Raw genomic sequence first — 26,630 nt, 5'->3', positions numbered from 1 at the left:
TGCATCCGCTACGTCGGTCTGATCAAGGCGACCGGACAAGTCGTGCTCGCCTCGATCGCCTTCAACATGAGGCGGTGGGCCACGATCGCCGCGTGAGCCGCCCTCCGAGGGCGACAACTACAGATCTTGGCAGGCAATTGCCGGGACCAGGGCATTCGCTCCTGACGTCTTCAGCCTCAACAGCCCATAACGCAACAGGCCCCTTGTGGGAGAGGGTGGATCGCCGCGATAGCGGCGAGACGGGTGAGGGGTCTCTATCCGCGGAGACAGACCCCTCATCCGGCGCTTCGCGCCACCTTCTCCCACAAGGGGAGAAGGAAGAAGGCATCACTTCCTCGCCGCCACCGCCGCGAGCGTCACCGCCAGCCAGCTCAAGATCATCACCGTCCCACCCGTCGGCGCGGCATACGGAAACAGCGAATGGCCGGCATATTGCCGCAAGGTCAGATCGCCCGCGAACAGCGCGGCGCCGATCACGAAGCCGAACGCCGCGACGAGGCCAATTCCGCCGTGCAGAAGGCCGCGCGCGAGCAGCGCGACGCCTGCGAGTATGGCAGTTGCGTGAAACAGCAGCATGGCGCTGGCGGAGGCGAGCCGGCTGGCGTCGGCGCCGTGGGCCGAGGCGGCGGCCAGCGCAACGCCGGCGGCGCCCATCAAACCGGCAAGCCCAATCAGCAGGCGGAATGCGAGCGTCACGAGGTTCGCTCTTCCAGCAGCTTCGCCATCGCGGCGCGCAGTTCGGCCATGCCGGTCGAGCTCCGTGACGAGGTCGCGAGCACGTTCGGAAACGCCGCCGGATGTTTTGCCAGCGCGGCCTCGGTCTCGGTGATGCGGGATTGAAGCTCGGACGCCTTCACCTGGTCGGCCTTGGTCAGCACGATCTGGTAGCTCACCGCGGAACGGTCGAGCGTCCCCAGGATTTCGAGGTCGACGTCCTTGAGGCCATGCCGCGCGTCGATCAGCACGTAGACGCGTGCAAGTGAGGCGCGCCCCAGCAGGAATTTGTGGATCAGCTCGGTCCAGGACGCGACTTGCGTCTTCGGCGCCTTGGCGTAGCCATAGCCGGGCATGTCGACGAGGCGCAGGTCCTTCTTGCCGGGGACCTCGAAGAAGATCAGTTCCTGGGTGCGGCCCGGCGTATGCGAGGTGCGCGCCAGCGCGTTGCGGCCGGTCAGCGCGTTGATCAGGCTGGACTTGCCGACATTGGAGCGGCCGGCAAAGGCGATCTCCAGCCCATCCATCGGCGGCAGCGTCGCAATCGAGGGCGAGGCCCAGATGAACTGCCAGTCGCGGGTGAACAGCTTTCGCCCGGTTTCGATCAGCTTCGCATCTTTGTCGTCGGTCATGCGAAGATCTCACCTCTCGTCATGGCCGGGCTTGTCCCGGCCATCCACGTCTGTCCACACGGTACCCTCCAAAACGTGGATGCCCGGGACAAGCCCGGGCATGACGATGTGGAGGCATTTGCGCCCAACAATGACGGCGCTACGTCGCCTTCTTCGCGAACGTCGCCTTGAGATTGTCGAACAGCTCCACCTTCACGCCGTTGCGGCGCATGATGAAGCTCTGCTGGAGCACCGAGAGCGTGTTGTTCCAGGCCCAGTAGATCACGAGACCGGCCGGGAAGCCCGCCAGCATGAAGGTGAAGATCAGCGGCATCCAGTTGAAGATCAGCTGCTGGGTCGGATCCGGCGGCGTCGGGTTCAGCTTCATCTGGAACCACATCGTGATGCCCATGATGATCGGCCAGATGCCGAGCGCGAGGTAGTGGCCGAACACCGGGATCGTCGTCGGATCGAACGGGATCAGGCCGAACAAGGTGAAGAGGTTGGTCGGATCGGGCGCGGAGAGGTCCTTGATCCAGCCGAAGAACGGCGCGTGCCGCATCTCGATGGTGACGAACAGCACCTTGTAGAGCGAGAAGAACACCGGGATCTGGATCACCACGGGAAGACAGCCGGCGACCGGATTGATCTTCTCCTTGCGGTAGATCTCCATCATCTCCTGCTGCTGCTTCACCTTGTCGTCGGGAAAGCGCTCCTTCAGCGCCTGGAGCTGCGGCTGGACCGACTTCATCTTCGCCATCGAGGCGTAGGACTTGTTGGCCAGCGGGAAGAACAGCAGCTTGACGATCACGGTGACGAGCAGGATCGAGATGCCGAAATTGCCGAAGAAGCGATAGAAGAAGTCGAGGCCGAGGAACATCGGCTTGGTGATGAAGTAGAACCAGCCCCAGTCGATCAGCAGATCGAAATGGTTGAGGCCGAGCTCCTTGTTGTAGCCGCCGAGGCCGGCGAACGGGAACACGCCGACGACGCCGGCTTCCTTGGCGCCGGCGAACAGCCGCGCGTTCGCGGTCGCGGTGCCGCCGATCGCGACGGTGACGGGGTCGAGCAGATAATCGGTCTGGTAGGTGTGGACGTTGCCGACCGGGTTCGACGAGAAACGCGCCTGAAGCTGGGCACTGGTGTCCGGCAGCAGCGCCGAAGCCCAGTACTTGTCGGTGATGCCGAGCCAGCCATTGGTGGCCTTGAAGTTCACCGCCTTGGCTTCGTCGATCTTCTTGTAGGCGTATTCCTGCAAGCCATCGAGATAGCCGATCAGGCCTTCATGCAGGATGTAATAGCCGGAGACCTGCGGCGTGCCGTGGCGCGAGATCAGCGCGAACGGGTAGAGCGTAACAGGCGCGTTGCCGACATTGCTCACCTCGTCCTTGAGCGTGAAGAGATAATGGTCGTCGACCGCGATGGTGCGGCGGAAGGTGAGGCCCTCGCCATTGTCCCATTTCAGCACCACCGGCGTCGTCGGCGTCAGGCTGCCGCTGCCGTCCTGCTGCCAGAGGGTCTGGGCGTCCGGCAGCTTGGCCGTCACGCCCGTCGCCGGCACCCAGCCGAACTCGGCGTAATAGGGTTCTGCGGTGCCCGAGGGCGAATAGAGCACGATCGGCGGCGACTTCGGGTCGACCGTCTCGCGGTATTGCACCAGCGCAATGTCGTCGATGCGGCCGCCCTTCAGCGAGATGCTGCCGGCAATCCGCGGCGTGTCGATCTTCACGCGCGGGCTGGCTGCAATCGCGCTTTCGCGGGAAACGACCGGCTGGGCCTGGTTCGCGGCCGGTGTTGCCGGCTGGGCCGCGCTGCCGGGCTGCGGCGCGGTGCCCGGCGTTGCGGAGGCCGTCGGCTGCGGCGTGTTCTTCTGGAGCTCGGACTGCGCCTGCTGCTGGGCGCGCTGCTTCTCCATCGCCGGCACATTGTAGAAATATTGCCAGGCGATCAGGACGAGGCCCGACAGAATGACGGCGAGGATGGTATTGCGATTGTCGGTCATCACTATTGTCTCGTCATCAATCCGGTTTGCGGCTGGTCGCAGGAGCGGGGCCGGGCCTTGAGCCGTCGGTTCTTGAGCCGCGTCCCTTGTGCGTATGCCGCGCAGGCTTCGTGAACGCTATGCGCAGATCGTCGAGCATGGTGGCGAAGTCGCGCGAGAGCGCGTCCCTTCGGCCGACCAGTACATAGTCATGATGGGGCTGCATCGACACCGGGTCGAGCCGCTTCACCAATTCGCGAAGCCGGCGCCGGATGCGATTGCGCTGGGGGGCGTTGCCGTTCTTTTTGGTAACGGTGAAGCCGATCCGGATCGGGCCGCTGTCGTCGCGGCGGCGGCTTTGCAGGACGAACGCGGGACTATTCGCCCGCGCGCCATTGGCAACGGCGAGGAAATCCGCTCGCTGCCTCAGCCGATCCATGATGAAATCCCAAAAATGGGGGTCCGGCTCAGGCGCTCAGACGCTTGCGGCCGCGGGCGCGGCGGGCGGCGAGAACCTTGCGGCCGCCGGCAGTGGCGAGACGGGCACGGAAGCCGTGACGGCGCTTGCGCACCAGTTTGCTGGGTTGATAAGTCCGCTTCACGGGTTTTTCTCCGCTGACCGGGCAATTTGCCTGTAGAATTGATGATAAAGTCCGGAAGATGCGGCCCAAAACGGGCCCTTTTCGGCCCCAAGAGAGCCGCTCCCGGCGTGCGCACCGGGTCATCGCGGACAATTTGCGCGGCTTATATGCGAGCGTCTTCTTTTCGTCAACGTCGCAAGAGCGCGCTGTTCCGGTGAATATCACTGTTTGTGCGGGGTTTTTAACCCTTGAGGTGGCGACTCGCGATATCAGAGCTTACATCCCACCTTGAGAGATTAGCGATCCGTAATTTGACCGGCCCCCGGCCGGGTCGCATCCTTCATCAGCCAGGCTCTATTACAAAGCCAACAGGGGCGAACTTCGTGGCAGCGACAGACCTCCAGCCGGTCCATGATACGGATCAGCCGGGCCAGCCGGCGATGCGGCCGCGTGGGCCCAGCGGGCTTGGGCTATCCGGCAAGCTGCTGCTGCTCACCGTCCCCCTGGTGATGATCGCCGCTGTCCTGCTCTACGTGCCCGCCATCGCCAACTTCTGGGTCAACCGGCTCAATGACCGCGTCGCGGCGGCCAACACCGCCGCGCTGGTGCTCGACGCCGCCCCGCTCGGCATGGTCCCCGAGTCGCTGTCGCGCGAGATCCTGAAAAGCATCAATGCGCGTGCCGTCGCCATCAAGATGGGGCAGCAGCGACGGCTGCTCGCCAGCGACAACCTTCCCACCGCCATCGAGCATGACATCGACCTGCGCGACATGACGGTGTGGGAGGCGATCACCGGCTCGTTCCGGATGATGCTGGAGACCGGCAACCAGGCCATCCGCATCGTCGGGCCCGGCGTCGGCAATGCCCAGTTCATCGAGATCGTGACCGACGAGCTGCCGCTGCGGCAGCAGATGTATCGCTTCTCCCGCAACGTCGTGGTGGTCGCGCTGATCATCGCGGTGCTGACCGCGGGCCTCGTCTATCTCGTGCTGCATTATCTCTTCGTGCGCCCGATGCGGCGGCTGACCGCGAGCCTGGTCGGCTTCCACGAAAACCCCGAAAGCTCGGCGCGGATCATCGTGCCGAGCCAGCGCAGCGATGAAATAGGCGTCGCCGAGCGCGAATTGTCGGACATGCAGCGCGACCTGATGTCGATGCTGCACCAGAAGAGCCGGCTCGCCGCCCTCGGCCTCGCCGTCTCCAAGATCAACCACGATCTGCGCAATCTGCTCGCGTCGGCCCAGCTTCTGTCCGACCAGCTCGCCAGCGTGCCGGATCCGCGGGTGCAGCGTTTTGCGCCGAAGCTGGTGCGCTCGCTCGAGCGCGCCATCGCCTTCTGCCAGTCGACGCTGTCCTACGGCCGCGCCCAGGAAGCGGCGCCTGACCGCCGCATGATCATGATCGAGCCCGTGGTGCTGGAGGTGCGCGAAACCGCGGGCCTCGCCAGCGACGCCTCGATCGCCTGGGTCGCCGCGATCGAGCGCGGGCTCGCGGTCGATGCCGATCCCGACCAGCTCTTCCGCGTGCTGCTCAACCTCGTCCGCAACGCCGCCCAGGCGCTGGAAAGCCATTCGTCGGGCGACGGCGGCGCGCAGCAGATCCGGATCACCGGAAAGCGCGAAGGTGCCGTCGCCATTCTGGAGGTCTCCGACACCGGCCCCGGCGTCCCCCAGAAGACCCGGGACCATCTGTTCGAGGCGTTCCAGACCTCCGGCCGCCCCGGCGGCAGCGGGCTTGGCTTGGCGATCGCCGCCGAGCTGGTCCGCGCCCATGGCGGCGAGATCCATCTGGTCGAGGGCACCATCGGCGCCACCTTCCGGATCGTCATCCCCGACCGCCCCGTGGAACTCCTCTCCATCCGCAACGAGCGGCAGAGGGCGTAGTCGGCCAGAGGCCCACCCGGGAAATCGTCACCTCTCTGTAAAATCTCCCCCTCCCGGACCTTGCCAATCGAGGCAAGAGCGGTTAGTCAGAGCGCTCTTTCGCACCCCTCCGGCGCTGTCCGGAGGCTGCCTGCGGGCCCGGCCCGCACTGTTTGCGAAAAACGCGCCCGTAGCTCAGCTGGATAGAGCATCAGACTACGAATCTGAGGGTCGGACGTTCGAATCGTTCCGGGCGCGCCATTCCGCTACAAAACTGGGCACTCCAAAACCTCCCATTTCTGCGCCGGGCGAGATCATCGCACCGCGGCTCACTGTTCGTCACCGCGTAAGCCTGGAGCTGGTGACGGCCTTTCCGGCCGGCCTCGGCGGAGCGAAAAATCGCGTGGCATCGCCGAATGTGCGGCCGGTGCGTTTGGTCGGCCGCAGCGTCATGGCACCACGGCGAAGCGGTCGTGCCCGTCTTTATCGGCCGTGTGGCGCCGGTTAGATTGAGGACCGGCCAGAGACGCCTGGACATGTCGGTGAATATGGAGATGACCCATGAAGCTCGCGCATGACGGAATCCAGCTGTCCTTCGACATTGCCGGAGCGGGACCGCTTCAATTCCTGTTCGTCCATGGCCTCGGCGGGGATCGCACGCATTTTGCGCCGCAGATGGAGTATTTCGCCCGTCAAGGTCGGGCATTGAATGCCGAGCTGCGGGGGCATGGTGAGAGCGACAAGCCGCAACAGGCGTATTCGATCGAAGGCTTCGCCGATGATCTCGTCTTTCTGTGCAACCGACAGCAGATCACAAAGCCGGTCATCGTGGGTCAAAGCATGGGTGGCAACATGGCGCTCGAAATCGCCGCCCGCTATCCGGACTTTCCTGCAGGCCTGGTGCTGCTCGACTCAGGGGTGCTCTTCCCTGCCTCGGCAGGGACGGTGTTCGCCGGGTATCTGGAGGGCTTAAGGGGCGCGAATTTTGCGGACGAGGTCCGGAAAATCGTGGCGGACTCCTGTCTGCCGACCGACCGATGCCGCGCCCATGTCGAACAGACCTTTCTGGCGACGCCACAGCACGTGCTGGTGTCCACGTTTACAAGTCTGTTTCCCTGGGATGTGCATCGGGCGCGTGAATGCGCCCAGGCGTGCCGGGTCCCGGTGCTCTACATCGAAGCGGCCCATCGGCTCGCGGATCTGGATCGTTTTGCGGAGCTATGCCCGCAGCTGGTCACGGCCAAGGCCGTCGGCTCCGGGCATTTCCTGTCGCTGGAGGTGCCGGAGCAGATCAACCCGATGATCGACCGGTTTATCTCGCTCTACGTGCGAAGACCCGGGTAAGCTTCGTCATCGGCCGTGACGCGCCGCGACCGGCGTCCGTCGGGAAGCCACAATGCGCTGCCGGGCAAGGACGAAACCCTTTGCAGGCCGGGTGAAGCCGGCCGGAAACAAACCAGGCCTAACTTTCCCCGAGCTTTCCCGTCCAACCCGATTCAAGGGAGGATTTTATGAAAGCAGCGCTCTTGGTCCTGTCGCTTCTTGGCCAGCCCACGATTCCGATTTCAGACCGTGTGCCCATCTTCAATGTGGAAGCCCTTTGCCGGGACGTTTCCGCCGACGACAAGGCCTCAGGGCTCACCCTGGCGCAGGACGCCGGCGAGTGCGTGCGTGACGAGACAATTGCGCAGCAACAGCTGAGCTCGACCTGGCTGACTGTTCCGGGCCCCGCGCGCGATAGTTGCGAAGGCGAGGCTGCGGCAGGGGGAATAGAAAGCTATGTCGATCTGCTCACCTGCCTGCAGATGGCAGGCTGGGCGAATCCGACTCCGCCGCCGAAGCCCCCGCTCAGGGGAGCGAGCAAGATGCGGAACGCCAAGAATGAGGTGCAGAACGAATTGAAGAATTAGCTGCGCAGGTGACAATGGGGACGAGAAGTCGGCGGAGCAGCTTCTTGGCAGGTCGCGTATCATGGCGTGCGCGTTCGCCGGCAGCGGAGTCCTGCGAGCGATGCGACGAAGTTCCAGGCGCCGGGTGGCGGTCGCCATCAATGATGGGCCGACACGCCCTTGACGCATTGGGTCAACAGATCAACGGTGGCGAATTGGCTGACATCGCCCAGGCTGATCATGCCGACCATCCGCCTGCTCTTGTTGATCACGGGCAGCCTGCGGATTTTCAGCGTCTCCATGTGATGCACGGCTTTCGCCAGATCGTCGTCTTCCCGGCAGCAATGGATGCCTTCGGTCATCACGTCCCGCGCCGTCATGCGCGCGGCGTTGAAGTTCTTGCTCGCGAGGCCTTTGCAGACGATGTCGCGATCGGTCACCATCCCGATCAGATGGTCGTCATCGCCGATCGGAATGCAGCCGATGTCGTGCCCTTGCATCAACTTCGCGATCTCGGTGATCGGGGTGTCCGGGCTGACCCAATCGACACCCTTGTGCATCACGTCCTTGACCTTCATGGAGGACCTCCGTTGCGAACGCAGCCCCCGTGACACGATTATACTACGAACCGGGCGCGACCGCACGCGCGCCGCGACGAAGGCGCAGGAAAAATCATCCCGCCGCCATGCTGCGTCAACCGTGCGTGCTGAAGCGTCCATGCGGCGCATTGGCCGTCAGCCGTTCGAACTGTGCATGCGTCAGGTGAAGCAGCGTCTCATGGTCGCCGGCCTCGATATAGATCTCGGGCTGCGCCCGGATGCTGTCATCGACGATGAGATCGAGCCCGTAGCATCGGCCTACCGCCGGAACGGCTCCATGCGCGCAGTCCGCGAACAGCCTGTTGATCTCGGTTTCGTTCGCCATCACGAGATCCGCGCCGAGCTTCTCCTTCAAGTCCGGCAAGTTGAGACGGTGCGATGCCGGAACGATCGCGAGCATATAGCCGCCGTCATGGCGCAGCACGACGGCCTTGGCGAAACGATCACCCGAGACGTGGCAGGCCTGCGCCGTGCGCGCGGATGACATGGTGAAAACGTGCGGGATCTCGACATACTGGATGTTCTCGGCAGCCAGGTATCGGTGGAGCGTGGGGGCAATGGTCATGGCGCAGCCTTTCGGATGGATATGCGAGCCATCCACCGTGGGGCTGCCCCGCCGCACGATGGGCGGCCGCATGATTGCCGGATGCCAACATAGGCCTCGCGCTCGAATGCCGCAATCGGGTCGGGGGTTCGGATCGTTCCGGGCGCGCCTTTCCGCTTCGTTTGTCGCCGATCGATTGTGGCCTTAGTTGCGCTTCTCGTGTCTTACGGGATCCTTGCCACAACGTTGGGCCGGTTCTCCCTGAGCCACGCGACGGCCTCGGGTCCATCGACGACGCACGCGAAGGTTTCCCAGGTCGGGTCCTCCAGGGACTCCGATTGCAGTCGCTTCGCCGCATACTCAACGAGATCGTGCAAGCCCTCGTATCCTCGTCGGTGCTCGAGGGACTCTGCAATCGCCGGGCTAGTCCAGCCTCGTCGGGCCAGATCGACAATGCTCGGAGCGTCAGCCTCGCTGAACCAAGGTGTGGCATCGAACTCGATGCAGCGGACATTATCGGCGGTGTGGCAAGTGGCGTGGATCATGGGGTTCCTCCGTTCGCCGGCTCAGTTTCACATCGCTGCCTCGCACGCTCTCAGACTTTGACCAGATCCCCCAGCAGGTTCGCCGCGACCGTCAGCTTGGCAAGCGTCAGGCCGCTAGCCGCAATCTCCTCGACCGAGCGGCGGATGCGCGCCGCTTCGGGGTGAGCCGCAAGCCACGTCTCGACGGCCTGCTGGCCGGACTGGCCGGTTGCCAGCATATCCGCGGCCAGTCTTCGTTCGGCGCCGGCGATCTGCTCGACGGCGCGATCGACCGCCATGCGTTCGAAATAATCATTTGCCGGCACGCTGCGCGCGGCGGCGATGATGCGGTCGAGACGGAAATTGGCTTCCGCAGCGAAGAAGGTTGCGGCAGCATCGCCGATGGCGCGGGAGGTGCGCTCGGCGACCGTCACGATATCGGGTGCCGCAATCAGAGGGTCGAGATCGGCGAGCTCGCCGGCGAGGCCGGCCGGGACGCCGGCATCGGTGAGTTCCTGGCGCCGCTTGCCGCGCGCGGCCTGCAGGTCCGGCGGCAGGGTGGTGTCGAGGGAGGCCGCGATCTCGCGGATACCCGGGCCAAAGCGTCCGATCACCGCCTCGAGGCCGTCCTTGAAATCGACGTTGCGCACGTACCAGACCATGCGGGAAATCAGGAGGTCCTGGACCGTCGCGTAGAGGCCGAGCTGCACCTGCCCGTCGATCCGGGTGTCGAGCGCGTCGATCGCGTCATTGAGCCGCCTGAGCTCGTAGATCGCGTCCACCGCCACCTGCGCCATGACGATGGTGGGGATATCGGCGTCGGTCTCGTCGGTCAGGCGGACGACACACGCCGGGCCGCCGCGGTTGATCACGGCATTGACGAGACTGGTCGCGATGATCTCGCGTCGCAGGCGATGGAGCTCGACCGCGGCCGGGAATTTATCGGGAACCTCGCGCGGAAAATACAGGGACAGTCTGCGGGCGAGATAAGGATCATCAGGCACGCTGGTGAGGAGCAGGTCCTCGTAGAGCGTCAGCTTGGCGTAGGCGAGCAGCACGGCAAGCTCGGGCCGTGTCAGGGCCTGGCCGCGCCGTGTACGCTCGGTGAGCGCTGCGTCGTCGGGCAGGAACTCCACGGCGCGGCTGAGCAGGCCGCGCTGCTCGAGCGACTGCATCAGGCGGGTGAGGAAGCCGGTCTCGGCCACGCCCTTGCGCTCGGCGAGCGAGAGCGCCAGCGTCTGCAGATAGTTGTTGCGCAGCACCAGCGTGCCGACCTCGTCGGTCATCGCGGCCAGCAGGCTGTTGCGGTCGGCGAAGCTGAGGCGTCCCTCGCGTTCGGGGCGCGCGAGCGCGACCTTGATATTGACCTCGACGTCGGAGGTGTTGACGCCGGCCGAATTGTCGATGGCGTCGGTGTTGAGCTTGACGCCCTTCTGTGCCGCTTCAATGCGGCCGCGCTGGGTGACGCCGAGATTGGCGCCTTCGCCGATCACCCGGGCGCGAACGTCAGTGCCTGCGATGCGGATCGGATCGTTGGCGCGGTCGCCGGCCTGATCGTCGCTCTCTGCCGATGCGCGGATATAGGTGCCGATGCCGCCAAACCACAACAGGTCCGTGCGCGCTTTCAGGATCGCCGTCATCACCTCGAACGGCGTGGCCTGCTCCTTGTTGAGATCGAGCAGGCTGCGGACTTCCGGTGCGAGTGGGATCGCCTTGAGCGTGCGCGAGAACACGCCGCCGCCCTGCGAGATCAGCGACTTGTTGTAGTCCTGCCAGCTCGATCGCGGCAGGTCGAACAGACGCTTGCGCTCGGCGAAGCTGGTCGAAGGGTCGGGGGAGGGATCGATGAAGATGTCGCGGTGATCGAACGCCGCCACGAGCCTTGTCGCCGGCGAGAGCAGCATGCCGTTGCCGAAGACGTCGCCGGACATGTCGCCGACGCCGGCGGCGGTGAACGGCATGGTCTGAATGTCGGTGCCGAGCTCGCGGAAGTGGCGCTTGACCGCCTCCCAGGCGCCGCGCGCCGTGATCCCCATCTTCTTGTGGTCGTAGCCCTGGCTGCCGCCGGAGGCGAACGCGTCGCCGAGCCAATGGTTCTTCTCGGCCGAGATCGCGTTGGCGACATCGGAGAAGGTGGCGGTGCCCTTGTCGGCGGCGACCACGAGGTAGGGGTCGTCACCGTCATGGCGCACGGTGGAATCGGGCGGCACGACGGCGTCACCGTCGAGATTGTCGGTGAGCTCGAGCAGCGAGCGCACGAAGATGCGATAGGCCTCGGTGCCTTCCGCGAGCCAGGCGTCGCGATTGGACGGCGGCGGCAGGCGCTTGGGGACAAAGCCACCCTTGGCGCCGACCGGCACGATCACGGCGTTCTTGACCTGCTGCGCCTTCACGAGACCCAGGATCTCGGTGCGGAAATCCTGCGGCCGGTCGGACCAGCGCAAGCCGCCGCGCGCGACCTTGCCGAAGCGCAGGTGAATGCCTTCGACCCGCGGCGAGGAGACGAAGATCTCGTAAAGAGGCCGCGGCGCCGGCAGATCGTCGATCCGCCGCGCGTCGAACTTGAAGGAGATGACCGGACGCGGATGTCCATCGTCGCCGATCTGCCACAGATTGGTGCGGATGGTCGACTGCACCAGATTGGTGAAGCGGCGCAGGATGCGGTCTTCATCGAGCGAGGCGACGGATTTGAGCTGCTCCTCGATCTCGGCAAGCAGGGCCGTCTCGCGCGCCGAACGCTCGCGATCGGTAAGCACGAGGCGCGGATCGAGGCGGGTCTGGAACAGTGCGACGAGGGTGGCCGTGATCGCGGCGTTCTTGCGCAAGGTCTCCCACATGTAATCCTGGGTGAACGGAGCGCGGATCTGGTGCAGATAGCGCGACAGCGCCCGGATGGTCGAGACCTCGCGCCAGCCCAGCGCGGTGCGCAGGATCAGCGCGTTGTATCCGTCGGATTCGGCGCGATCCGTGACCACCGCCATGATCGAGGCTTCCAGGCGATGGCTGAATTCCGGATTGATCTCGATCGGCTGGCCGTCGCTGGTCTCGATCGTCATCTCATGCATCCAGACCGGTTCCGGCCGGTTGCCGGGCACGATCTGATAGGTGCGTTCGTCGACCACGCGCAGGCCGTGATTTTCGATCACCGGCACGCGATAGGACAGCGATAGCGGTGCGGCGTCGGAGAACACCTTCAGGCCGAAGCGCCTGGGATCGTCCTCGCCCTTGTCGCGGTGCACCGAAATCGTCACCGGGCGGGCCGGCGTCAGCCTTTCGATGGTGGCGATATCGGCGATGGCCTGCTCCGCCGTGAAAACCTCGGTATAGCCGCCGCTAAAGGCCTGGGCATAACGATTGGCGATCATGCGCGCCCGCATGCCGTCGGTCGACGCGGTGAGCGCGGCCTTCAGCTTGTCGGTCCAGGTCGCGGCAATGGCGCTGATGCCGGCTTCGAGCGCAGCGCGCTCGACGACGGGCGTCTTGCCTTCATAGCGCCCGATGATGAAGTGGACGCGCGCAAGCGCGCCCTCGGGGAACGATACGTAGGACGCCGACAGGGTCCCCTTGTAGACCTGCGACAGGAAGGCTCCGACGCGCGTGCGGACGTCGGTGTCGTATTTGTCGCGCGGAATGAAGGTGAGAATGGAGACGAAGCGATCGAACTTGTCGACCCGCGCCAGCGCCCGGACGCGCGGGCGCTCGTAGAGGATCAGGACCTCGATGACGAAATTGTAGAGCGTGTCGACGTCGATCTGGAACAGCTCGTCACGCGGATAATCTTCGAGGATATGCATGAGCGCCTTGCCCGAATGGCCGTTCGGGTCGAAGCCGGCGCGCTGCAGCACCCGCGAAACCTTGTGGCGCACATAAGGGATCTGCCGCACCGAGCGGGTATAGGCGCCGGAAGTAAACAGGCCGACGACGCGCAATTCGCCCTCTAGCCGGCCGTCGGGTGCATAGAGCTTGATCCCCACATAATCCATCCGGATGCGCCGATGGACGAGGCTTGAGACATTGGCCTTGATGACGATCAGCAGCGTCGGCTCGTGCATGAACTCGCGGATTTCCGATGTCATCACCACCATTTCGGTGCCGCGGCGCAGGACCTTCACGTCGGGATCGCGCAGGATGCCGAGGCCTTCGCCGGTGGTGATGTCGTCGGACGCATCGCTGTCGGGCGAGAAGCGATATTCGCGCACGCCGAGGAAGGTGAAATTGTCAGCGCAGAGCCATTGCAGGAACTGATTGGCTTCGGCGACCTCGTCGATCGGCAGCGGCGGCGGATTGGAAGCGAACGTCTTGATTGCTTCCTCGACGCGGTCACGCATGGCGCGCCAGTCGGTGACGCAGGCGCGGACGTTGTTCAACGCCCTGGTCAGTCCGTCGATCAGCTTCTGGCGATCGGCGTCGGCGTCCAGGCGGGTGATGTGGAGGTGGATCAGGCTTTCGCGCGCGCCTTTTGCTCCCTCCGGCAGTGCTTCGCCGTAGAATCTCAGCAGCTTGCCCTCGGCATCGCGCTCCACGGCGATGATCGGGTGGGCGACGAGGGTGACTTCGATGCCCTGCTCGGCGAGCTCCGCCATCGTGGAGTCGTACAGGAAAGGCATGTTGTCGTTGAGAATCTCGAGCACGGAAATCTCGCGCCCGTTCGGCAACGTCGGATTGACCACGCGGATATCGGCGCTGCCCGACGTGCGCCGCTGCACATGCTCCCAGGCTTGCTCCGCCAGGACGGCAAGTGAGGCGGCATCGTAATTGTCGAGATCCTCGATATTGCTGTAGCCGAACAAGGGCTCGGCGAAGGCCCGCGGGCTCTTGCCCGGCGGCACGCTGCCTGCTGCATCGCGGATCAGGGTTGCCCGGGCCTTGTCGTCACGCCACGCCATCATGTCCTCCATTTGCCGCGCCGTCCGACCGCAGTCGCGATCCTCAGCCTAATTCTGGAGTGCATCTCGTCGAGCGCCGCGATCGAATGGATACGCAAGATCCCCGGTCTCGTGCGTCGGCGACTTCCGGCAACAATACTACGATCCCGGAGCGAAAGGCGCACGCTGTTGTGAGGCGCGCCGGAATTCCCTACGGCAGCGGCGCTGACGGCCGCCGAATCATTGAGGCGAGAAAAATCACGAGCAATTTCAAATCTGTATGAGCTCGTGGTTTTATTCTGAATGGCGCGCCGGAACTCCGTTCCGATTGCGCTGCAGCGGGCTCTAGTGAGTGCGGATCCGCTCCACGCCATCGACCACCATTTTCCATGTTCCCGCCTCCCGGTGAGGCGGCGTCGACACCTCGAATGTCGTCGAGAGGAATGCAATGCCGACGACGAAGCGATCTCCCTCGAACCGCCGCAACGGGGCGTTGATCGACGTCGTGGTGGTGGCGCCTGCCCGGTTCAAAACCGCACGCGCCGATGCAGCGCGGCGCATCGGCACGCGCGTTAACAGATTGTTCATTGACCACGGCGCGCCAGCCGTAACCGCCGGTTAACCATGGATATTTACGGTGTAGCAAGCCTCTGAACCGGGGCTGTCAGTTGATTTCGAGTCCAATCCTATGGCGTTCGGTCGAAGCGCATCTCCGCGAAGCATCGCCCCGACGGAGCCTGCGGCTTCGTGGGAAGCGCCGCGGGCTGCGACGGCGAAGCCTGACAGCGCTGCTCCTGCGCTGATCAAGGGATCGCTGACCGTCACCGGTGCGCTCTCCTTCCTGCGCGAGAATGGCCGGCGCATCCTGACGCTGGCGCTGGCGCTGTTCGCCCTGGGCGTCATTGTCCTGATGGTCTTGCCGGTCCGGTATGCCGCGACGGCCCTGGTCGTCGTCGATCCCCGCGAGCTGCGCGTCACCTCGGAGCAGGACGTGCTGCCGGGCATCGGCCAGGATGCAGCGGCACTTCAGAGCCAGATCGAGATCGCCAAATCGGACGGCTTTCTCCGCCCCCTGATCGAGCAGCTCAAGATCGCCGACGACGCGGACATCGCGGGCGGTTACACCGACATGACGCGCCTGCTCGAAAAATTCCGCAACCGTCTCGATATCTCGCGCCGCGGACTGACCTACGTCATTGCGATTTCATTCACCTCGAACAATGCGGAACGGGCCGCGCATTACGCCAATGCCATCGCCGAGGCGTTCGTCGCGAGCCAAGGCCGTGTCCGCACCGAGGCCACGGACGAGGCGGCCGACTGGCTCAAGGACCGGCTGAAGGCATTGAACGAGCGCCTGCGCGTATCGGAAGATGCCGTTGCCGCCTTCAGGTTCGAGCACAAGATCCTCAATGCCGGCAAGGATTCCACGACCCAGCAATTGCGGGTGACCGATCTCAATCAGCAGGTCTCCGCCGCTCGCGCGCGCACCGAGGAAGCCAGGGCGCGTTACGAGCAGGTGCAGCGCGATCTCAAGGCCAATGTCGAAGGTCCGGTGAAGCAGGACCTCCTGAGCATGCTGCGCGCGCAGCGCTCGACCCTGAACGATCAGATCGCGCAGAAGAAAGCGGTGTACGGCGACCGCCATCCCGACCTCGCGATCTCCTACAGCCAGCTGGCTGACATCAACAGGCAGATCGAGGTCGAGCGGAAGAAGAACATCGACACGGCGAAGTCCGAATATGAGGCTCAGCTGGAGCAGCAGAACGCGCTGGAAAAGCAGCTCAGGGCGGTCGAGACGCAGATGCTGGTCGACGGTCAGGCGCTCGTGAAGCTGCAGGAGCTGCAGCGTGACGCCGATGCCAACAAGAACATCTACGAGCAGTTCCTGTCGCGGTTCAAGACGACCAACGAGCAGCGCCAGCTGCAGAGCTCCCAGACCAAGATCGCCTCGCTCGCGATTCCGCCGATGCGCTCGACCCGTCCGCCCCTCGCTTTGCTGCTCGCGGCGCTCGCGATCGGCTCGATCCTGACCTCGACGGCCGCCGTTGCGGCGATGGGAAACATGTCCGACGGGCCCGCGCCTGCCGAGGCTGCCGCTCAAACTCCTGCTCAAACTCTTGCGCGTGCGGAAGTGGCGGAGGCGCAAGTCCGGCGTCCGGCTCCGGCTGCGCGCCAACCCGAGGCGATGCCGAACCTGCCTGTCTGGGCCCGCATTCCCGATCTGGCGCCTGGCGCCGTGGCCAACACTGTATGGCAAAGGCCGATCGCCGCGACGGCCGAGCTCGATCTCGGCGCATATCTGCGTCCGCTTCTCGAGCGGATCGATCGCGCGCCGGTGCGTGGCTGCAAGGTCGCCCTCGTGTTGTCGGTCGGCAAAAGTGCCGGCGGCAACACCGTTGCGCGCTCGCTCAATCGCGCGGCGGTGAATCGGGGCATGATGAGCGTGCTGATCCGGCTCCAGCCGGAATTTGCCGGTCACCAGCCTCCGGTGACCGAATGGCAGGACGGCTCCACCACGGCAGGGCTGCAGTCGATCGACGAGTTGCTGAGCGCCGGCAGAAAAGCCGATGCGCGGCCCGAGGACGATATTCGCTCGGAGTTCGATCTGATCATCGTCCATGCGAGCAATCTCGCACTGCAGCCCGACGCCATCGCGCTGGCCGCGCACGCGGACCTGATCATCCCGGTGGTGCGCGCCGGCGAGCTCGGTTCGGCGGCGATGCGGCGCGTCACCGCAGCGCTGTCGAGATACAACGCCGTGCCGACCGGTCTCGTCGTCAATCACGCGCCCGCGGGTTCGGTGGCGCCTCACCCTGAGGGCAGCGCGTTGAGCAGGGCGGTTTGACGATGCCGACCGCTGGCAACGCTGCGGCTCATGCCTGAGGCGCAGCACGCAAGCGCACCTGTAATCTGCTTCACACGCAAACGCGCCCAATGACGCTAGATGAACTAGGGCCCGCCTCCGCGCGGCCCGGTTCGGAGCTGGCGATGATGGCTGCACTGGCAAAGGCGATATCCCGCGCGACGAGAACCAACGTTGATGTCGAAACCGTAAAGGTGCTCGTGATCTTCTCGGGCGCGGGCTTGCTGCTCTCTCTCGTGGCCGCGATGATCTACGGACAGGCCCTCAACGCCGCTTTGTTCTAAGATCGCGCGAGTTGATCCCCAGGAGCGCGCCCGAAGCGGGCGTCTCGAAGGTGTCGGCCTTGATCCCGAGCCGTCATTGACGCCGCGAGGCGGCGACCGCAGGATGCGGCGTCGCAAATGCGCGACCATCTCGGCTCGGGATTGCGGCGATGACCTATCAAGCTCACTCCGTAACGCTGGTGCTCATTGCCCGAATACCGCCCGAGGGTATCGAGGCCTTCCGGGCCTACGAGGATGCCGTCTTGCCGCTACTCCCTGCGTTCAACGGGCGTGTGGAGCGTCGTCTTCGAAATCCGGATGGCACGATCGAGGTGCACATCGTCAGCTTCGCATCCGATGCGGACTTCCAAGACTATCGCAATGATCCCCGGCGCCTTGCGCAAGCCGGGTTGCTGGAAAAATCGTCCGCGAAGCTGGAATTGCTTGCGATGGCGGACGTCTCGCAATGGCCGGTGGCGTCGACGCAGGAATGATCGTCGGCGCAATGACCGGGATGTAACCGGGCGCGCCGGGCATCATCGAACTGTCATCGCTTCGTCATGCGCGCTCTATGGATCGCTGCTCCCTTCGCCACGCATCGTCGGGGGCTGATATGCATCTGAATGAGACAATGTCGTCCGACCGCCGGTCGATCCTGAAGGGCCTCGCGGCCGCAGCCGTCACGTCCCTGGCGGCACCGGCCATGGCAGCCGACGGGCTGCCGGCGCAGCCGACCGGAGCGGCGGCCGCAATCGCCACCGACAATGCCTATTGGACGGCGGTGAAGGGGCTCTATGCCGTGACGCCGAATGTCGTCAATCTGGAGAACGGCTTTTGGGGCATCATGGCCGAGCCGGTGAGGCGCGAGTTCATTCGCCAGACCGACATGGTCAACTATCAGAACACCTACTACGCGCGGCAGCGCGCGGGTGCGGATTTCGAGGCCGTGCGCATCAAGGTGGCCCAGGCGGTCGGCGCGGCGCCCGAGGAGATCGCGCTCACCCGCGGCGCGACCGAAGCGCTGCAGCTCCTGATCGGCGGCTACAACAAGCTGAAGCCCGGCGACAGCGTGCTCTACGCCGACCTCGACTACGATTCGATGCATTACGCGATGAACGCGCTTAAGGTGCGTCGCGGTGTCGACGTGGTCAGGTTCGATGTGCCGGAGCCGGCCACCCGCCAGGCCGTGCTTGACGCCTATGCCCGCGCCCTCGAGGCGAATCCGAAGACCAGGCTCCTCCTCCTCACCCATGTCAGCCATCGCACCGGCCTCGTCATGCCGGTCGCCGAGATCGCCCGCATGGCGAGGGCCAAGGGCATCGACACCATCGTCGACGCCGCGCATTCCTGGGGGCAGATCGACTTCCGGGTGGGCGAGCTCGACGTCGATTTCGTCGGCTTCAATCTGCATAAATGGATCGGCGCGCCGCTCGGCGTGGGCTTCCTCTACATCAGGAAGGATCGCCTCGCCGATATCGATCGTGACATGGGCGACGAGGATTTTCCGGAGACCGACATCCGCTCGCGGGTGCACACCGGCACGGTCAATTTGGCGACGGTCCTGACGGTGCCCGCGGCCGTGGCGCTCCATCAGCAGATCGGCGCGGCGGCAAAGCAAGCCCGGCTGCGATATCTGCGTGATTACTGGGTGAGCCGCGCCCGCGGATTCAAGGACATCGAGATCCTGACGCCGGATGAGGTCGGCTCATATGGCGCGATCACGTCCTTCCGTCTCGCCGGCAAGACCAGCAAGGCGGACAACGACGCTATCGTCGTGAAGCTGAGGGACAGCCACAAGGTCATGACGGTGCGCCGGGCGGGCGTTGCCAAGGGCCAATGCATCCGCGTGACGCCGGCGCTCTTTACCGAGGAGGCCGATCTCGATCGCTTCGTCGAGGCGCTCGCCGTGGTCACGGGGACGAAGACGGGGTGAGCCGACGCGTGGCGGGTGCAAGGGCTATTTAGCTGCCGACTCTGACCCAGGCTTGCGCCTTCCTGCGCCATTCCTCGTCGAAGCGAGCGATGATGTCCTTTGCCGCATCCTGCGACAGAAGCTGGTCGATAGCGGACGTCCTGACCTCGTCGATGTCAGGAATGCCGGTGTATCCAAGATTGGCAAGCCGCGCGGCAAAAGGCGGATGCGTCGCGTCCGGATCGTGCTCACGCGTCAGACCGGCGATGGCAGCTGCGGCCATCGGCTCCGGCGCCCTGATGTCACCAAGCTGCTCGAAGACGCGCTCGAGGGGCGGGCGCGGTGCATTGATTGCGCCGAGCACTTCCTTCTCCAGAGGAGCGTATACGAGATCGGTGAGACGTGTTCCGCACGCTTCCGTCAGCACCAGAGCGCGCGCCATCTCGGCACGTCCAACCTGTTCGGCCGCGCCGAGATCGGCGTAAAGCTCGTTCTCCCGCGACAGCGCGCGATATTCCTTGTCGAGCCATTCGATCATGGAACGGAGCAGGGCCCGGGCAATGCGCCCGGTGACGGTTCGGTCCGGATCGGCGTAGAAGAGGACATTCTCCGAAGCCGCGATGAAATCCGCGAGGTTGATGCTTCCCGAGGTGTGCCGAAGCCGGGCATGTGCCACCTCATGGGCGATGACGGCGCGAAGTGCACGCTCATCCAGGACGATCAGCAATGGCAAGCCGACGGTCATCGTGACGTGTCGCCCGAACAGGCCTGCATATCGGCTCACCTCCCCGATCGAAGCGTTGAAGTCGGTGTCGATCCGCAAGCTGCGGCTTGATCGGGCAACGCTGCGATCGAGCTCCTTCCACATTGCCCAGAGGCCTGGAGCGGTATCCTCGTTCGCCTCGAAACTCCCATGCTTTCGCGAGGGCAGGAGCAGGAGGCCAATTGCGAGCGCCACCGCGGCCATGAATATGGAGAACACGACCGGTGCTGTGGCCAGCGTCGTGATGGTGTAGCGGTCGAGGGCCATCAGCCAAACGGCCAGGATCACGCAGGCTAGCGCCACGGCGGGAAGAACGGCGTAGCGACCGAGACGCAGGATGGTCTTCAGAACAACGCGTCTCATCCCCGCTTTGACACCGGAATGATTCGAATCAGGCCCTGCCACATGAGCCGTTGCTCTGATGCAAGCTGGCGACGTCGGCGCGGCCCTGGCTTTCCGTGACCTGGATTAGCGTGATCGCGCCGGGTGTCACAATTCCCATCTGCGGCTGGGCGGAGAGATCGGTCGTGCTGCCGGCGCGCAGATCGAGGCTCACCTTCTCGCTTCCCTGCCCGAACAGATTGCTGCTCAGCGGCAAATTGTTGACGGCAACCTCGTGGCGGCCCGGAGGCAGATCGCACGCCACGAACCCCGCGGCTTGACTGCCGCCAATCACGCGTCCATCGACGGCATAGTTGGGCTGGACAGCAAATCCCAGGGCCGACGTGCGATAGACCACCAAGCGTGCAGTATTCGACTTGACGTTGTCACTCAGCGCCGCGCCGCCCAGCGGCCCCGATGCGCACCCCGCAAGCAACGTAGCCACGACAAAAGCCCCCAGACAACCACCACGCATTTTCGCCCCTGATAGATTCCAAATCCCCGGCGGCATCATTGTCAGGGTAGTGGGCGAAGTCAATCGCGACCTCAAGTCGAGCCACGGCAGATCGCGTCAACGCATTGGAGCCTCCTCCGGACGATCCGCGCACCCTCACGCCGTGGCGAGCGCCGGCTGCACCGGCCGCCGGCCGATCATCAGCGACAGCATGGCTGCGACGATGCCCGTTGCGCCCGCGATCATGAAGGCCTGCAGATAATCACCCTGTGTCGAGCGCATCATGCCGGCGAAGAAGGCGGCGCAGGCGGCGCCGAGCTGATGGCCGGCGACCACCCAGCCGAAGATCAGCGGCGCATTCCTGTCGCCGAAGGCTTCGTTGGCGATACGCACAGTCGGCGGCACAGTTGCGATCCAGTCGAGCCCGTAGAACACCGCGAACACTGACAGGCTGACCAAAGAGAAATCCGAGTAGGGAAGGTAGATCAGCGAGAGCCCGCGCAGGCCGTAGTAGAAGAACAGCAGCTTGCGCGGATCGAAACGGTCGGTGAGCCAGCCCGACAGGGTGGTGCCGAACAGATTGAGAAGATCAGGGTCAGCAAGAGACGGCCTGACTTTCGCAGTGAACCGGTCGACGGTCTCACCGCCAGCCAAGCGCCGGCGCGACGTGCTTCAAGATTGCCTCGATCGCATGGGCGCAATAGTCGACACCGAGCTGGTTCGGGATCGTCAGCAGCAGCGTATCGGCCTCGGCAATCGCCTCGTCCTGCTTGAGCTGCTCGATCAACGCCGCCGGCTCAGCGGCATAGGAGCGGCCGAAGATCGCGCGCGTTTGCGGATCGATGAAGCCGATCTGGTCTTCGCCTCCGCGCTCCCCGCCGAAATAGGCGCGGTCGCGATCATTCATCAGTGCGAAGATGCTGCGGCTGACGGACACGCGGGGCTCGCGGGCGTGGCCAGCCTCCGTCCACGCGGCGCGATAGCTCCGGATCTGCGCCGCCTGCTGCACGTGAAAAGCTTCGCCGGTCTCGTCGTTCTTCAGCGTCGAGCTCTGCAGATTCATGCCGAGCTTCGCCGCCCACACCGCGGTCGCGTTCGAGCCGGCGCCCCACCAGATCCGTTCGCGCAGGCCTGCCGCATGCGGTTCGAGGCGCAGCAGTCCCGGCGGATTGGGAAACATCGGTTGCGGATTGGGCTCGGCAAAACCTTCGCCGCGCAACAGGTCCAGAAAGACCTCCGCATGGCGCCGGCCCATGTCGGCATCGCTCTGGCCGTCGGCCGGGCGATAACCAAAGTAGCGCCAGCCGTCGATCACCTGCTCCGGCGAGCCGCGGCTGATGCCGAGCTGGAGCCGGCCGCCGGCGATGAGATCGGCGCTGCCTGCATCCTCGATCATGTAGAGCGGGTTCTCGTAGCGCATGTCGATCACGGCCGTGCCGATCTCGATTGTGCTGGTCTTCGCGCCGACGGCGGCGAGCAGCGGGAAGGGCGAGGCCAGCTGGCGCGCGAAGTGATGCACGCGGAAATAGGCGCCATCCGCGCCGAGCTGTTCCGCCGCGACGGCCAGCTCGATGGATTGCAGCAGCGTGTCCGCAGCGGAGCGGGTCTGCGATTGCGGCGAGGGCGTCCAGTGTCCGAAGGACAGAAATCCGATCTTTTTCATGGGCGTCATTTAATGATGGCGGGGGCGGCGTCAACCGCCTGCGCCGGCGGTGCGGGTATGCGACGGGGCTGGCGCGAAATGCTCGGCGCGGTCGACCAGGAGATCCAGAAAACTTCGCGCGCGCAGCGACATCCATTGCGTCTCCGGATAGACCGCGTGCAGGGGCAGCGCGGCGATGGTGTAGTCCGGAAGTACATGCTCGAGCTCGCCGCTGCGAAGGCCCTCCGCGGCATTCCATTCGGGCAGGATCGCGATGCCGAGATGCTGCATCGTCGCCTCCTGCATCGCATCGGCGTCGTCGACGTGAATGGGTCCGTTGATCGATGCGACGTGACGGCCATGCTCGGATTCGAAGGCCCATTGGTGCGCCGGCGACATCCGTGAGTAGACGATGCACTGGTGCAAGCTGAGATCGTCAGGCGTCCGCGGCAGCGGGCGGCCGTGCAGATAGGTGGGTGTCGCGACCAGATGGCGCTGCACGGTCCCGAGCCGGCGGGCGACCAGCGTGCTCGCCTCCAGGTTTCCAATGCGCAGCGCCAATTCGATGCCTTCTTCCACCAGATTGACGAACCGCTCGCTGAAGCGGATGTCGACCCGCACTTCCGGATAATTCCGAACGTACTCGGCGATGACGGGCATCACGTAGCGCCGTCCGAACGACGACGGCACGCCGATCCGGAGCGTGCCGGTCGGGCGGGGTGCGGCCTGTTCGACACTCGACCGCGCCATGTCGAAGCTGTCGAGGATCTGCCGCGCGAGATCGTAGATCCGGTGCGCTTCGGCCGTCGGCTTCAGCGTGCGCGTCGTGCGCGAGAACAGCTGCGTGCCGAATTCGCTTTCAAGCATCGCAATGCGCTTGCTGATCGCAGGCTGGCCGATCCCGAGCTCCTTGGCCGCAGCCGAGAAGCTGCCGCCCTCCAGGGCGCGAACGAAAGCGCGCAGGCAATCGATCCGGTCCATAATTCATTCCGATCCGGAATAAATTATATCCCATTTATTCCGTAGTGTGCAACTCGGCGGGTCGCTAGGCTCCCTCAAAACAAGCATTCACAGGGGAGGAGACGAAATTGGCACGCCATATCGGAATTGTCGGCGCCGGCATCGCCGGCCTGCATCTCGCGCTTTACCTGCAGAAGCACGGCGTGGACGCGACGATCATCACGGATCGACCGCCTGAGGAATACAAGAACATCCGCCTGCTCAACACCGTCGCGCATCACCACGTGACGATCGCGCGCGAGGACTATCTCGGCGTCAATCACTGGAGCGATCCGAAGGACCATTATTACTACCACGACCACGTCTTCAATTTTCCGCAGCCGCTGAGTTTTCGTGGCGATTTCTCGAAGCCGAGCCGCGCCGTCGACTATCGGATCTATCTTCCTGCCCTGATGCAGGATTTTGTCAGCCGCGGCGGCAAGATCGAATACCGCCGCATCGAAGAGCGCGACATTCGTCCGCTGGTCGCCCGTTTCGATCTCCTGGTCGTCTCGACCGGCAAGGGTCCGCTGGGCCAGCTCTTCACTTACCGGCCGGAGCACACGCCCTATTCGCAGCCGCAACGGCGGCTGTGCGTCGGGCTTTACACCGGCGTGCGGCAGCCCGATCCCATGAACGTCACGCTCTCCGTGTCTCCAGGCCATGGCGAGATGATCGTGATCCCGACCATTACGTTCGGCGGTGTCGCCAACGCGCTGCTGATGGAGAACGTGCCCGGCGGCGACATGGAGGAACTGGCCACGCTCAGCTACGACGACAACCCGAAGCACTTCTTGAAGGTGCTGCTCGGCAAGCTCGAGAAGCATCACCCGACGACCTACGACCGCATCGACACCGCGCGCTTCGATCTCGCGCAGCCGCAGGATCTGCTGCAAGGCGGCGTGGTCCCGACGGTGCGCAACACTGTGGTCGAGTTCGACGACGGCAAATGCGCGATCGCGCTCGGCGACGTCCATGCGATCGTCGATCCCATGATGGGCCAGGGCGCCAATGTCGCCTCCTATGCGGCCTTCGTGCTCGGCGAGGAGATCGTCAACGCCGACGCGCTCGACGTGCGCCTGTGCGAGAAGATCGAGCTGCAGCGACAGGATCGCGTGCTGGCGGCCTCGCGCTGGACCAATGTGATGCTGCAGCCGCCGACGGAAGCGCTGGGCATGCTGATCGGCGCGATGAGCCAGAACCCGGCGCTGGCCAACGAGTTCACCGAGAATTTCAACTACCCGGACCGGCAGTGGGATCGCATCTGCACGCCGCAGCGCATCCAGGCCTGGATCGAGCGCATGTCGGCGCCGCCTGAGCCGGTCAGGGCGATTGCGTGAGGACCGATGCGAGTGGGGACTGACATGCCGCGCGCCAATCCGGCCTCGTTCCGCGAGGCCGCATCGCGCTTTACGACCGGCGTCGCGGTGCTGACCGCGCTGGACGAGCACGGCCGCGTCTGCGGCATGACCGCGAACAGCTTTGTCACCGTCAGCCTGTCCCCGCCGACCGTGCTGGTGTCGGTCATGCCGGGACGCATGCACCGCGCGATCTCGGCGACCGGACGTTACTGCGTCAACGTCCTGCCCGAGCATGGCCGGGACCTGTCGCGGCACTTCGCGAGCCAGCCGAACACCGGCGCGGCGCCGGATTACGACATCGTCGACGGCCTGCCGCGCCTCTCCGGCTGCATGGCCTGGTTCGCCTGCGAGGTCACACGCCACGTCGATGTCAGCGACCACACGCTGATCATCGCCGAAGTCTCGAGCTGCGACTATCGCGACACCACGCCGCTGGTGTTCTTCTCGAGCCGGTATCATCTCGGGCCGGGCGTGCCGGTGGATCGGTGAGGGTTGCAGCGGTCCGCGGCTTGAGTGGATCTGGTGTTTTCCTGGCTGCATCGGGGCGCTTTGGCGTTACCGCCGGGACTAGCTTGCCCTGGCGTTCTTTGCGCGAGGGGGCGTATCGTTGACGTTGTCGGCGCGCTTGGGATCGTCCGCGGCACGCCATTGTCGTGGCGTCATTCCGGTCCAGCGCCTGAAGGCGTGGGTGAATGCGCTGACTTCGCCATAGCCGAGCAGCCAGGCGGTTTGCGAAATCGGCAACTCGTCCTTTTTCAAATAGCTTTTGGCGAGGTCGATTTTCAGCTCGTCCATAATGCCGGTGAAGGTCAGTCCTTCCGACGCGAGGCGCCGCGCCAACGTGCGGTGGCTCATGCCGAGCCGGCGCGCGATCTCCTCAGCCCGTGCCTCGCGATGGGGAAGCAGTGGCGCGATGGCATTCTCGACGCTCGATCTGAGCGAAACTCCCCCAGGCTTCCGATGTGCAAGCGCCTCCTCGCAGAAGGTCACCAGCAGATCGTTCAAGTGGTGATCGGCACTTTCGATGGGCATCTGTCCCACGGACTGAGGGAAGGCGATCTCATCGACGTCTGATCCGAACTCGATCTCGCAACCAAGGAACGACCTGACCTCCGCGGGCATCGCTCGACGGCGATGGGCGACTTTGACACGGCTTGGCACCACGCGGCGGTTGGTCAGTGCGCGGTTGATTCGAATGATAGAGGTCACCCAGAATTCGATCTGGTGCCGATCCGACCGCCGTTCCACGCCGACATAGCTCAACGCAATCGCCATGTCCTTCGCGGCAAATCGCAGTGAAATTCCCTCGTTCGCGAGGCGGCAATAGCGCTCCGTCTTTGACAAGGCTTCAGCGACTGTCCCGGATGAGGCCGCGACATAGTAGAGCAGGCCGATCTCACGAAGGTCGAAGTCCCGTGCCAGGTGAAATCCCAGGGCGTCGTCGTGCAGCGCCTCGGCACCAAGCTCCAGAAACTTGATCTGGCTTTCAACGCTCAGCCGCGCCTTGCGGTCTTGGATCTGCTCGAGGGTCAATCTGGCCTTGGACAGCAAGCCGTCCGCCTGAATGCCGGCTTCGCGCAGGCGGGCCCACACCAGGCGGGCGATGCCGCCGGTCGCACTGGGCATGGCTTGCAATTGGGGCGAACGGGCAGCAGCCACATCGAACCCTTTCGTCGTTGCCGCTGCGGCCTTGAGTCCTCGGCTCGCGCATCGGGATCGCGGCATAGAAAATCAAGTTATTGGCTCACGATAACAAGAAACCGGGTGTCATGTGACTTAAATCGGCGATCTGTCCCCCTAGGTGCGTCGTCTGTACTCGGGG

General features: G+C 64.5%; 24 protein-coding genes, 1 tRNA gene and 1 pseudogene. 10 read left to right on the top strand and 16 right to left on the bottom strand.

Going from position 1 to position 26,630, the window contains the following annotated elements; all coding sequences use genetic code 11:
* Nucleotides 1–327 precede the first annotated feature (327 nt).
* The 5 genes from IVB46_RS29650 to rpmH form a co-directional block, all read right to left on the bottom strand.
* Nucleotides 328–654, bottom strand: coding sequence for a DUF423 domain-containing protein (locus IVB46_RS29650; RefSeq protein ID WP_247313917.1), 327 nt, complete (start codon nt 652–654; stop codon nt 328–330).
* Between the two features lie 38 nt (nt 655–692).
* Entirely contained in the window at nt 693–1,346 is a 654-nt protein-coding gene (gene yihA, locus IVB46_RS29645; protein ID WP_166067424.1) for a ribosome biogenesis GTP-binding protein YihA/YsxC, read from the bottom strand.
* Between the two features lie 139 nt (nt 1,347–1,485).
* Nucleotides 1,486–3,327, bottom strand: coding sequence for a membrane protein insertase YidC (gene yidC, locus IVB46_RS29640; protein ID WP_247313828.1), 1,842 nt, complete (start codon nt 3,325–3,327; stop codon nt 1,486–1,488).
* 16 nt (nt 3,328–3,343) lie between these two features.
* Nucleotides 3,344–3,745, bottom strand: a complete 402-nt coding sequence (gene rnpA, locus IVB46_RS29635; protein WP_063979808.1) for a ribonuclease P protein component — start codon at nt 3,743–3,745, stop codon at nt 3,344–3,346.
* Nucleotides 3,746–3,773: 28 nt separating this feature from the next.
* Nucleotides 3,774–3,908: a 50S ribosomal protein L34 gene (gene rpmH / locus IVB46_RS29630; protein ID WP_008542748.1), complete on the bottom strand. Its 135-nt coding sequence runs from the start codon at nt 3,906–3,908 to the stop codon at nt 3,774–3,776.
* Between the two features lie 419 nt (nt 3,909–4,327).
* On the opposite strand from rpmH, the gene IVB46_RS29625 reads away from it, so the two are divergent.
* The 4 genes from IVB46_RS29625 to IVB46_RS29610 all read left to right on the top strand — a co-directional run bounded on the left by IVB46_RS29625 (nt 4,328) and on the right by IVB46_RS29610 (nt 7,659).
* A complete protein-coding gene (locus IVB46_RS29625; protein WP_063985918.1) occupies nt 4,328–5,770 on the top strand; it encodes a HAMP domain-containing sensor histidine kinase in 1,443 nt (480 codons plus the stop codon).
* 163 nt (nt 5,771–5,933) lie between these two features.
* A tRNA-Arg gene (locus IVB46_RS29620) sits at nt 5,934–6,010 on the top strand.
* Nucleotides 6,011–6,310: 300 nt separating this feature from the next.
* The gene (locus IVB46_RS29615) at nt 6,311–7,093 is read left to right on the top strand and encodes an alpha/beta hydrolase (protein WP_247344012.1); all 783 of its coding nucleotides are present in this window, start codon (nt 6,311–6,313) and stop codon (nt 7,091–7,093) included.
* Between the two features lie 167 nt (nt 7,094–7,260).
* Entirely contained in the window at nt 7,261–7,659 is a 399-nt protein-coding gene (locus IVB46_RS29610; RefSeq protein WP_247313819.1) for a hypothetical protein, read from the top strand.
* 137 nt (nt 7,660–7,796) lie between these two features.
* Here the strand turns inward: IVB46_RS29610 and IVB46_RS29605 are convergent, their stop codons facing one another.
* From IVB46_RS29605 to IVB46_RS29585, 5 genes are all read right to left on the bottom strand, one after another.
* Complete coding sequence (locus tag IVB46_RS29605) at nt 7,797–8,216, bottom strand: CBS domain-containing protein (RefSeq protein WP_247313817.1); 420 nt, start codon at nt 8,214–8,216, stop codon at nt 7,797–7,799.
* 115 nt (nt 8,217–8,331) lie between these two features.
* The gene (locus tag IVB46_RS29600; RefSeq protein WP_028148973.1) at nt 8,332–8,802 is read right to left on the bottom strand and encodes a YbaK/EbsC family protein; all 471 of its coding nucleotides are present in this window, start codon (nt 8,800–8,802) and stop codon (nt 8,332–8,334) included.
* Between the two features lie 203 nt (nt 8,803–9,005).
* Complete coding sequence (locus tag IVB46_RS29595; protein ID WP_247313814.1) at nt 9,006–9,326, bottom strand: hypothetical protein; 321 nt, start codon at nt 9,324–9,326, stop codon at nt 9,006–9,008.
* Nucleotides 9,327–9,376: 50 nt separating this feature from the next.
* Entirely contained in the window at nt 9,377–14,203 is a 4,827-nt protein-coding gene (locus IVB46_RS29590) for an NAD-glutamate dehydrogenase (RefSeq protein WP_247313811.1), read from the bottom strand.
* Nucleotides 14,204–14,515: 312 nt separating this feature from the next.
* Nucleotides 14,516–14,758 (bottom strand): hypothetical protein, encoded by a 243-nt coding sequence (locus IVB46_RS29585; protein ID WP_247313809.1) that lies wholly within the window; start codon nt 14,756–14,758, stop codon nt 14,516–14,518.
* Between the two features lie 100 nt (nt 14,759–14,858).
* Here IVB46_RS29585 and IVB46_RS29580 point away from each other — a divergent pair, with 100 nt between their 5' ends.
* From IVB46_RS29580 to IVB46_RS29565, 4 genes are all read left to right on the top strand, one after another.
* Complete coding sequence (locus IVB46_RS29580) at nt 14,859–17,015, top strand: exopolysaccharide transport family protein (RefSeq protein ID WP_247313808.1); 2,157 nt, start codon at nt 14,859–14,861, stop codon at nt 17,013–17,015.
* Nucleotides 17,016–17,158: 143 nt separating this feature from the next.
* Complete coding sequence (locus tag IVB46_RS29575) at nt 17,159–17,317, top strand: hypothetical protein (protein WP_166104648.1); 159 nt, start codon at nt 17,159–17,161, stop codon at nt 17,315–17,317.
* Between the two features lie 149 nt (nt 17,318–17,466).
* Nucleotides 17,467–17,790 (top strand): hypothetical protein, encoded by a 324-nt coding sequence (locus tag IVB46_RS29570; RefSeq protein ID WP_247313805.1) that lies wholly within the window; start codon nt 17,467–17,469, stop codon nt 17,788–17,790.
* A 137-nt stretch (nt 17,791–17,927) separates the two neighbouring features.
* A complete protein-coding gene (locus IVB46_RS29565; RefSeq protein WP_247344009.1) occupies nt 17,928–19,229 on the top strand; it encodes an aminotransferase class V-fold PLP-dependent enzyme in 1,302 nt (433 codons plus the stop codon).
* A gap of 28 nt (nt 19,230–19,257) precedes the next feature.
* Here IVB46_RS29565 and IVB46_RS29560 read toward each other — a convergent pair whose 3' ends face one another.
* From IVB46_RS29560 to IVB46_RS29540, 5 genes and pseudogenes are all read right to left on the bottom strand, one after another.
* Entirely contained in the window at nt 19,258–20,334 is a 1,077-nt protein-coding gene (locus IVB46_RS29560) for a M48 family metallopeptidase (protein WP_247313799.1), read from the bottom strand.
* Nucleotides 20,335–20,362: 28 nt separating this feature from the next.
* Entirely contained in the window at nt 20,363–20,890 is a 528-nt protein-coding gene (locus IVB46_RS29555) for a DUF2846 domain-containing protein (RefSeq protein WP_247344006.1), read from the bottom strand.
* Between the two features lie 72 nt (nt 20,891–20,962).
* Nucleotides 20,963–21,394: pseudogene (locus IVB46_RS29550) on the bottom strand (MFS transporter); the annotation flags it as partial.
* Nucleotides 21,395–21,446: 52 nt separating this feature from the next.
* Nucleotides 21,447–22,469, bottom strand: coding sequence for an LLM class flavin-dependent oxidoreductase (locus IVB46_RS29545; protein WP_247313789.1), 1,023 nt, complete (start codon nt 22,467–22,469; stop codon nt 21,447–21,449).
* A 30-nt stretch (nt 22,470–22,499) separates the two neighbouring features.
* Entirely contained in the window at nt 22,500–23,429 is a 930-nt protein-coding gene (locus IVB46_RS29540; protein WP_247313786.1) for a LysR family transcriptional regulator, read from the bottom strand.
* A 107-nt stretch (nt 23,430–23,536) separates the two neighbouring features.
* Between IVB46_RS29540 and styA the strand changes: the two genes are divergently transcribed.
* Complete coding sequence (styA, locus tag IVB46_RS29535; RefSeq protein WP_247313784.1) at nt 23,537–24,787, top strand: styrene monooxygenase subunit StyA; 1,251 nt, start codon at nt 23,537–23,539, stop codon at nt 24,785–24,787.
* Nucleotides 24,788–24,811: 24 nt separating this feature from the next.
* Complete coding sequence (gene styB, locus IVB46_RS29530; RefSeq protein ID WP_166104624.1) at nt 24,812–25,297, top strand: styrene monooxygenase NADH-dependent flavin reductase subunit StyB; 486 nt, start codon at nt 24,812–24,814, stop codon at nt 25,295–25,297.
* A 78-nt stretch (nt 25,298–25,375) separates the two neighbouring features.
* Here the strand turns inward: styB and IVB46_RS29525 are convergent, their stop codons facing one another.
* Nucleotides 25,376–26,467: an AraC family transcriptional regulator gene (locus IVB46_RS29525; RefSeq protein ID WP_224580953.1), complete on the bottom strand. Its 1,092-nt coding sequence runs from the start codon at nt 26,465–26,467 to the stop codon at nt 25,376–25,378.
* Nucleotides 26,468–26,630: the final 163 nt, after the last annotated feature.

Origin of the sequence: Bradyrhizobium sp. 61 (genome assembly GCF_023073075.1) — a bacterium.
In the GTDB taxonomy this organism is placed as follows: domain Bacteria; phylum Pseudomonadota; class Alphaproteobacteria; order Rhizobiales; family Xanthobacteraceae; genus Bradyrhizobium; species Bradyrhizobium barranii.
Note: the sequence above shows the minus strand (reverse complement) of the source record. Positions and strands in the feature narration are given on the sequence as shown.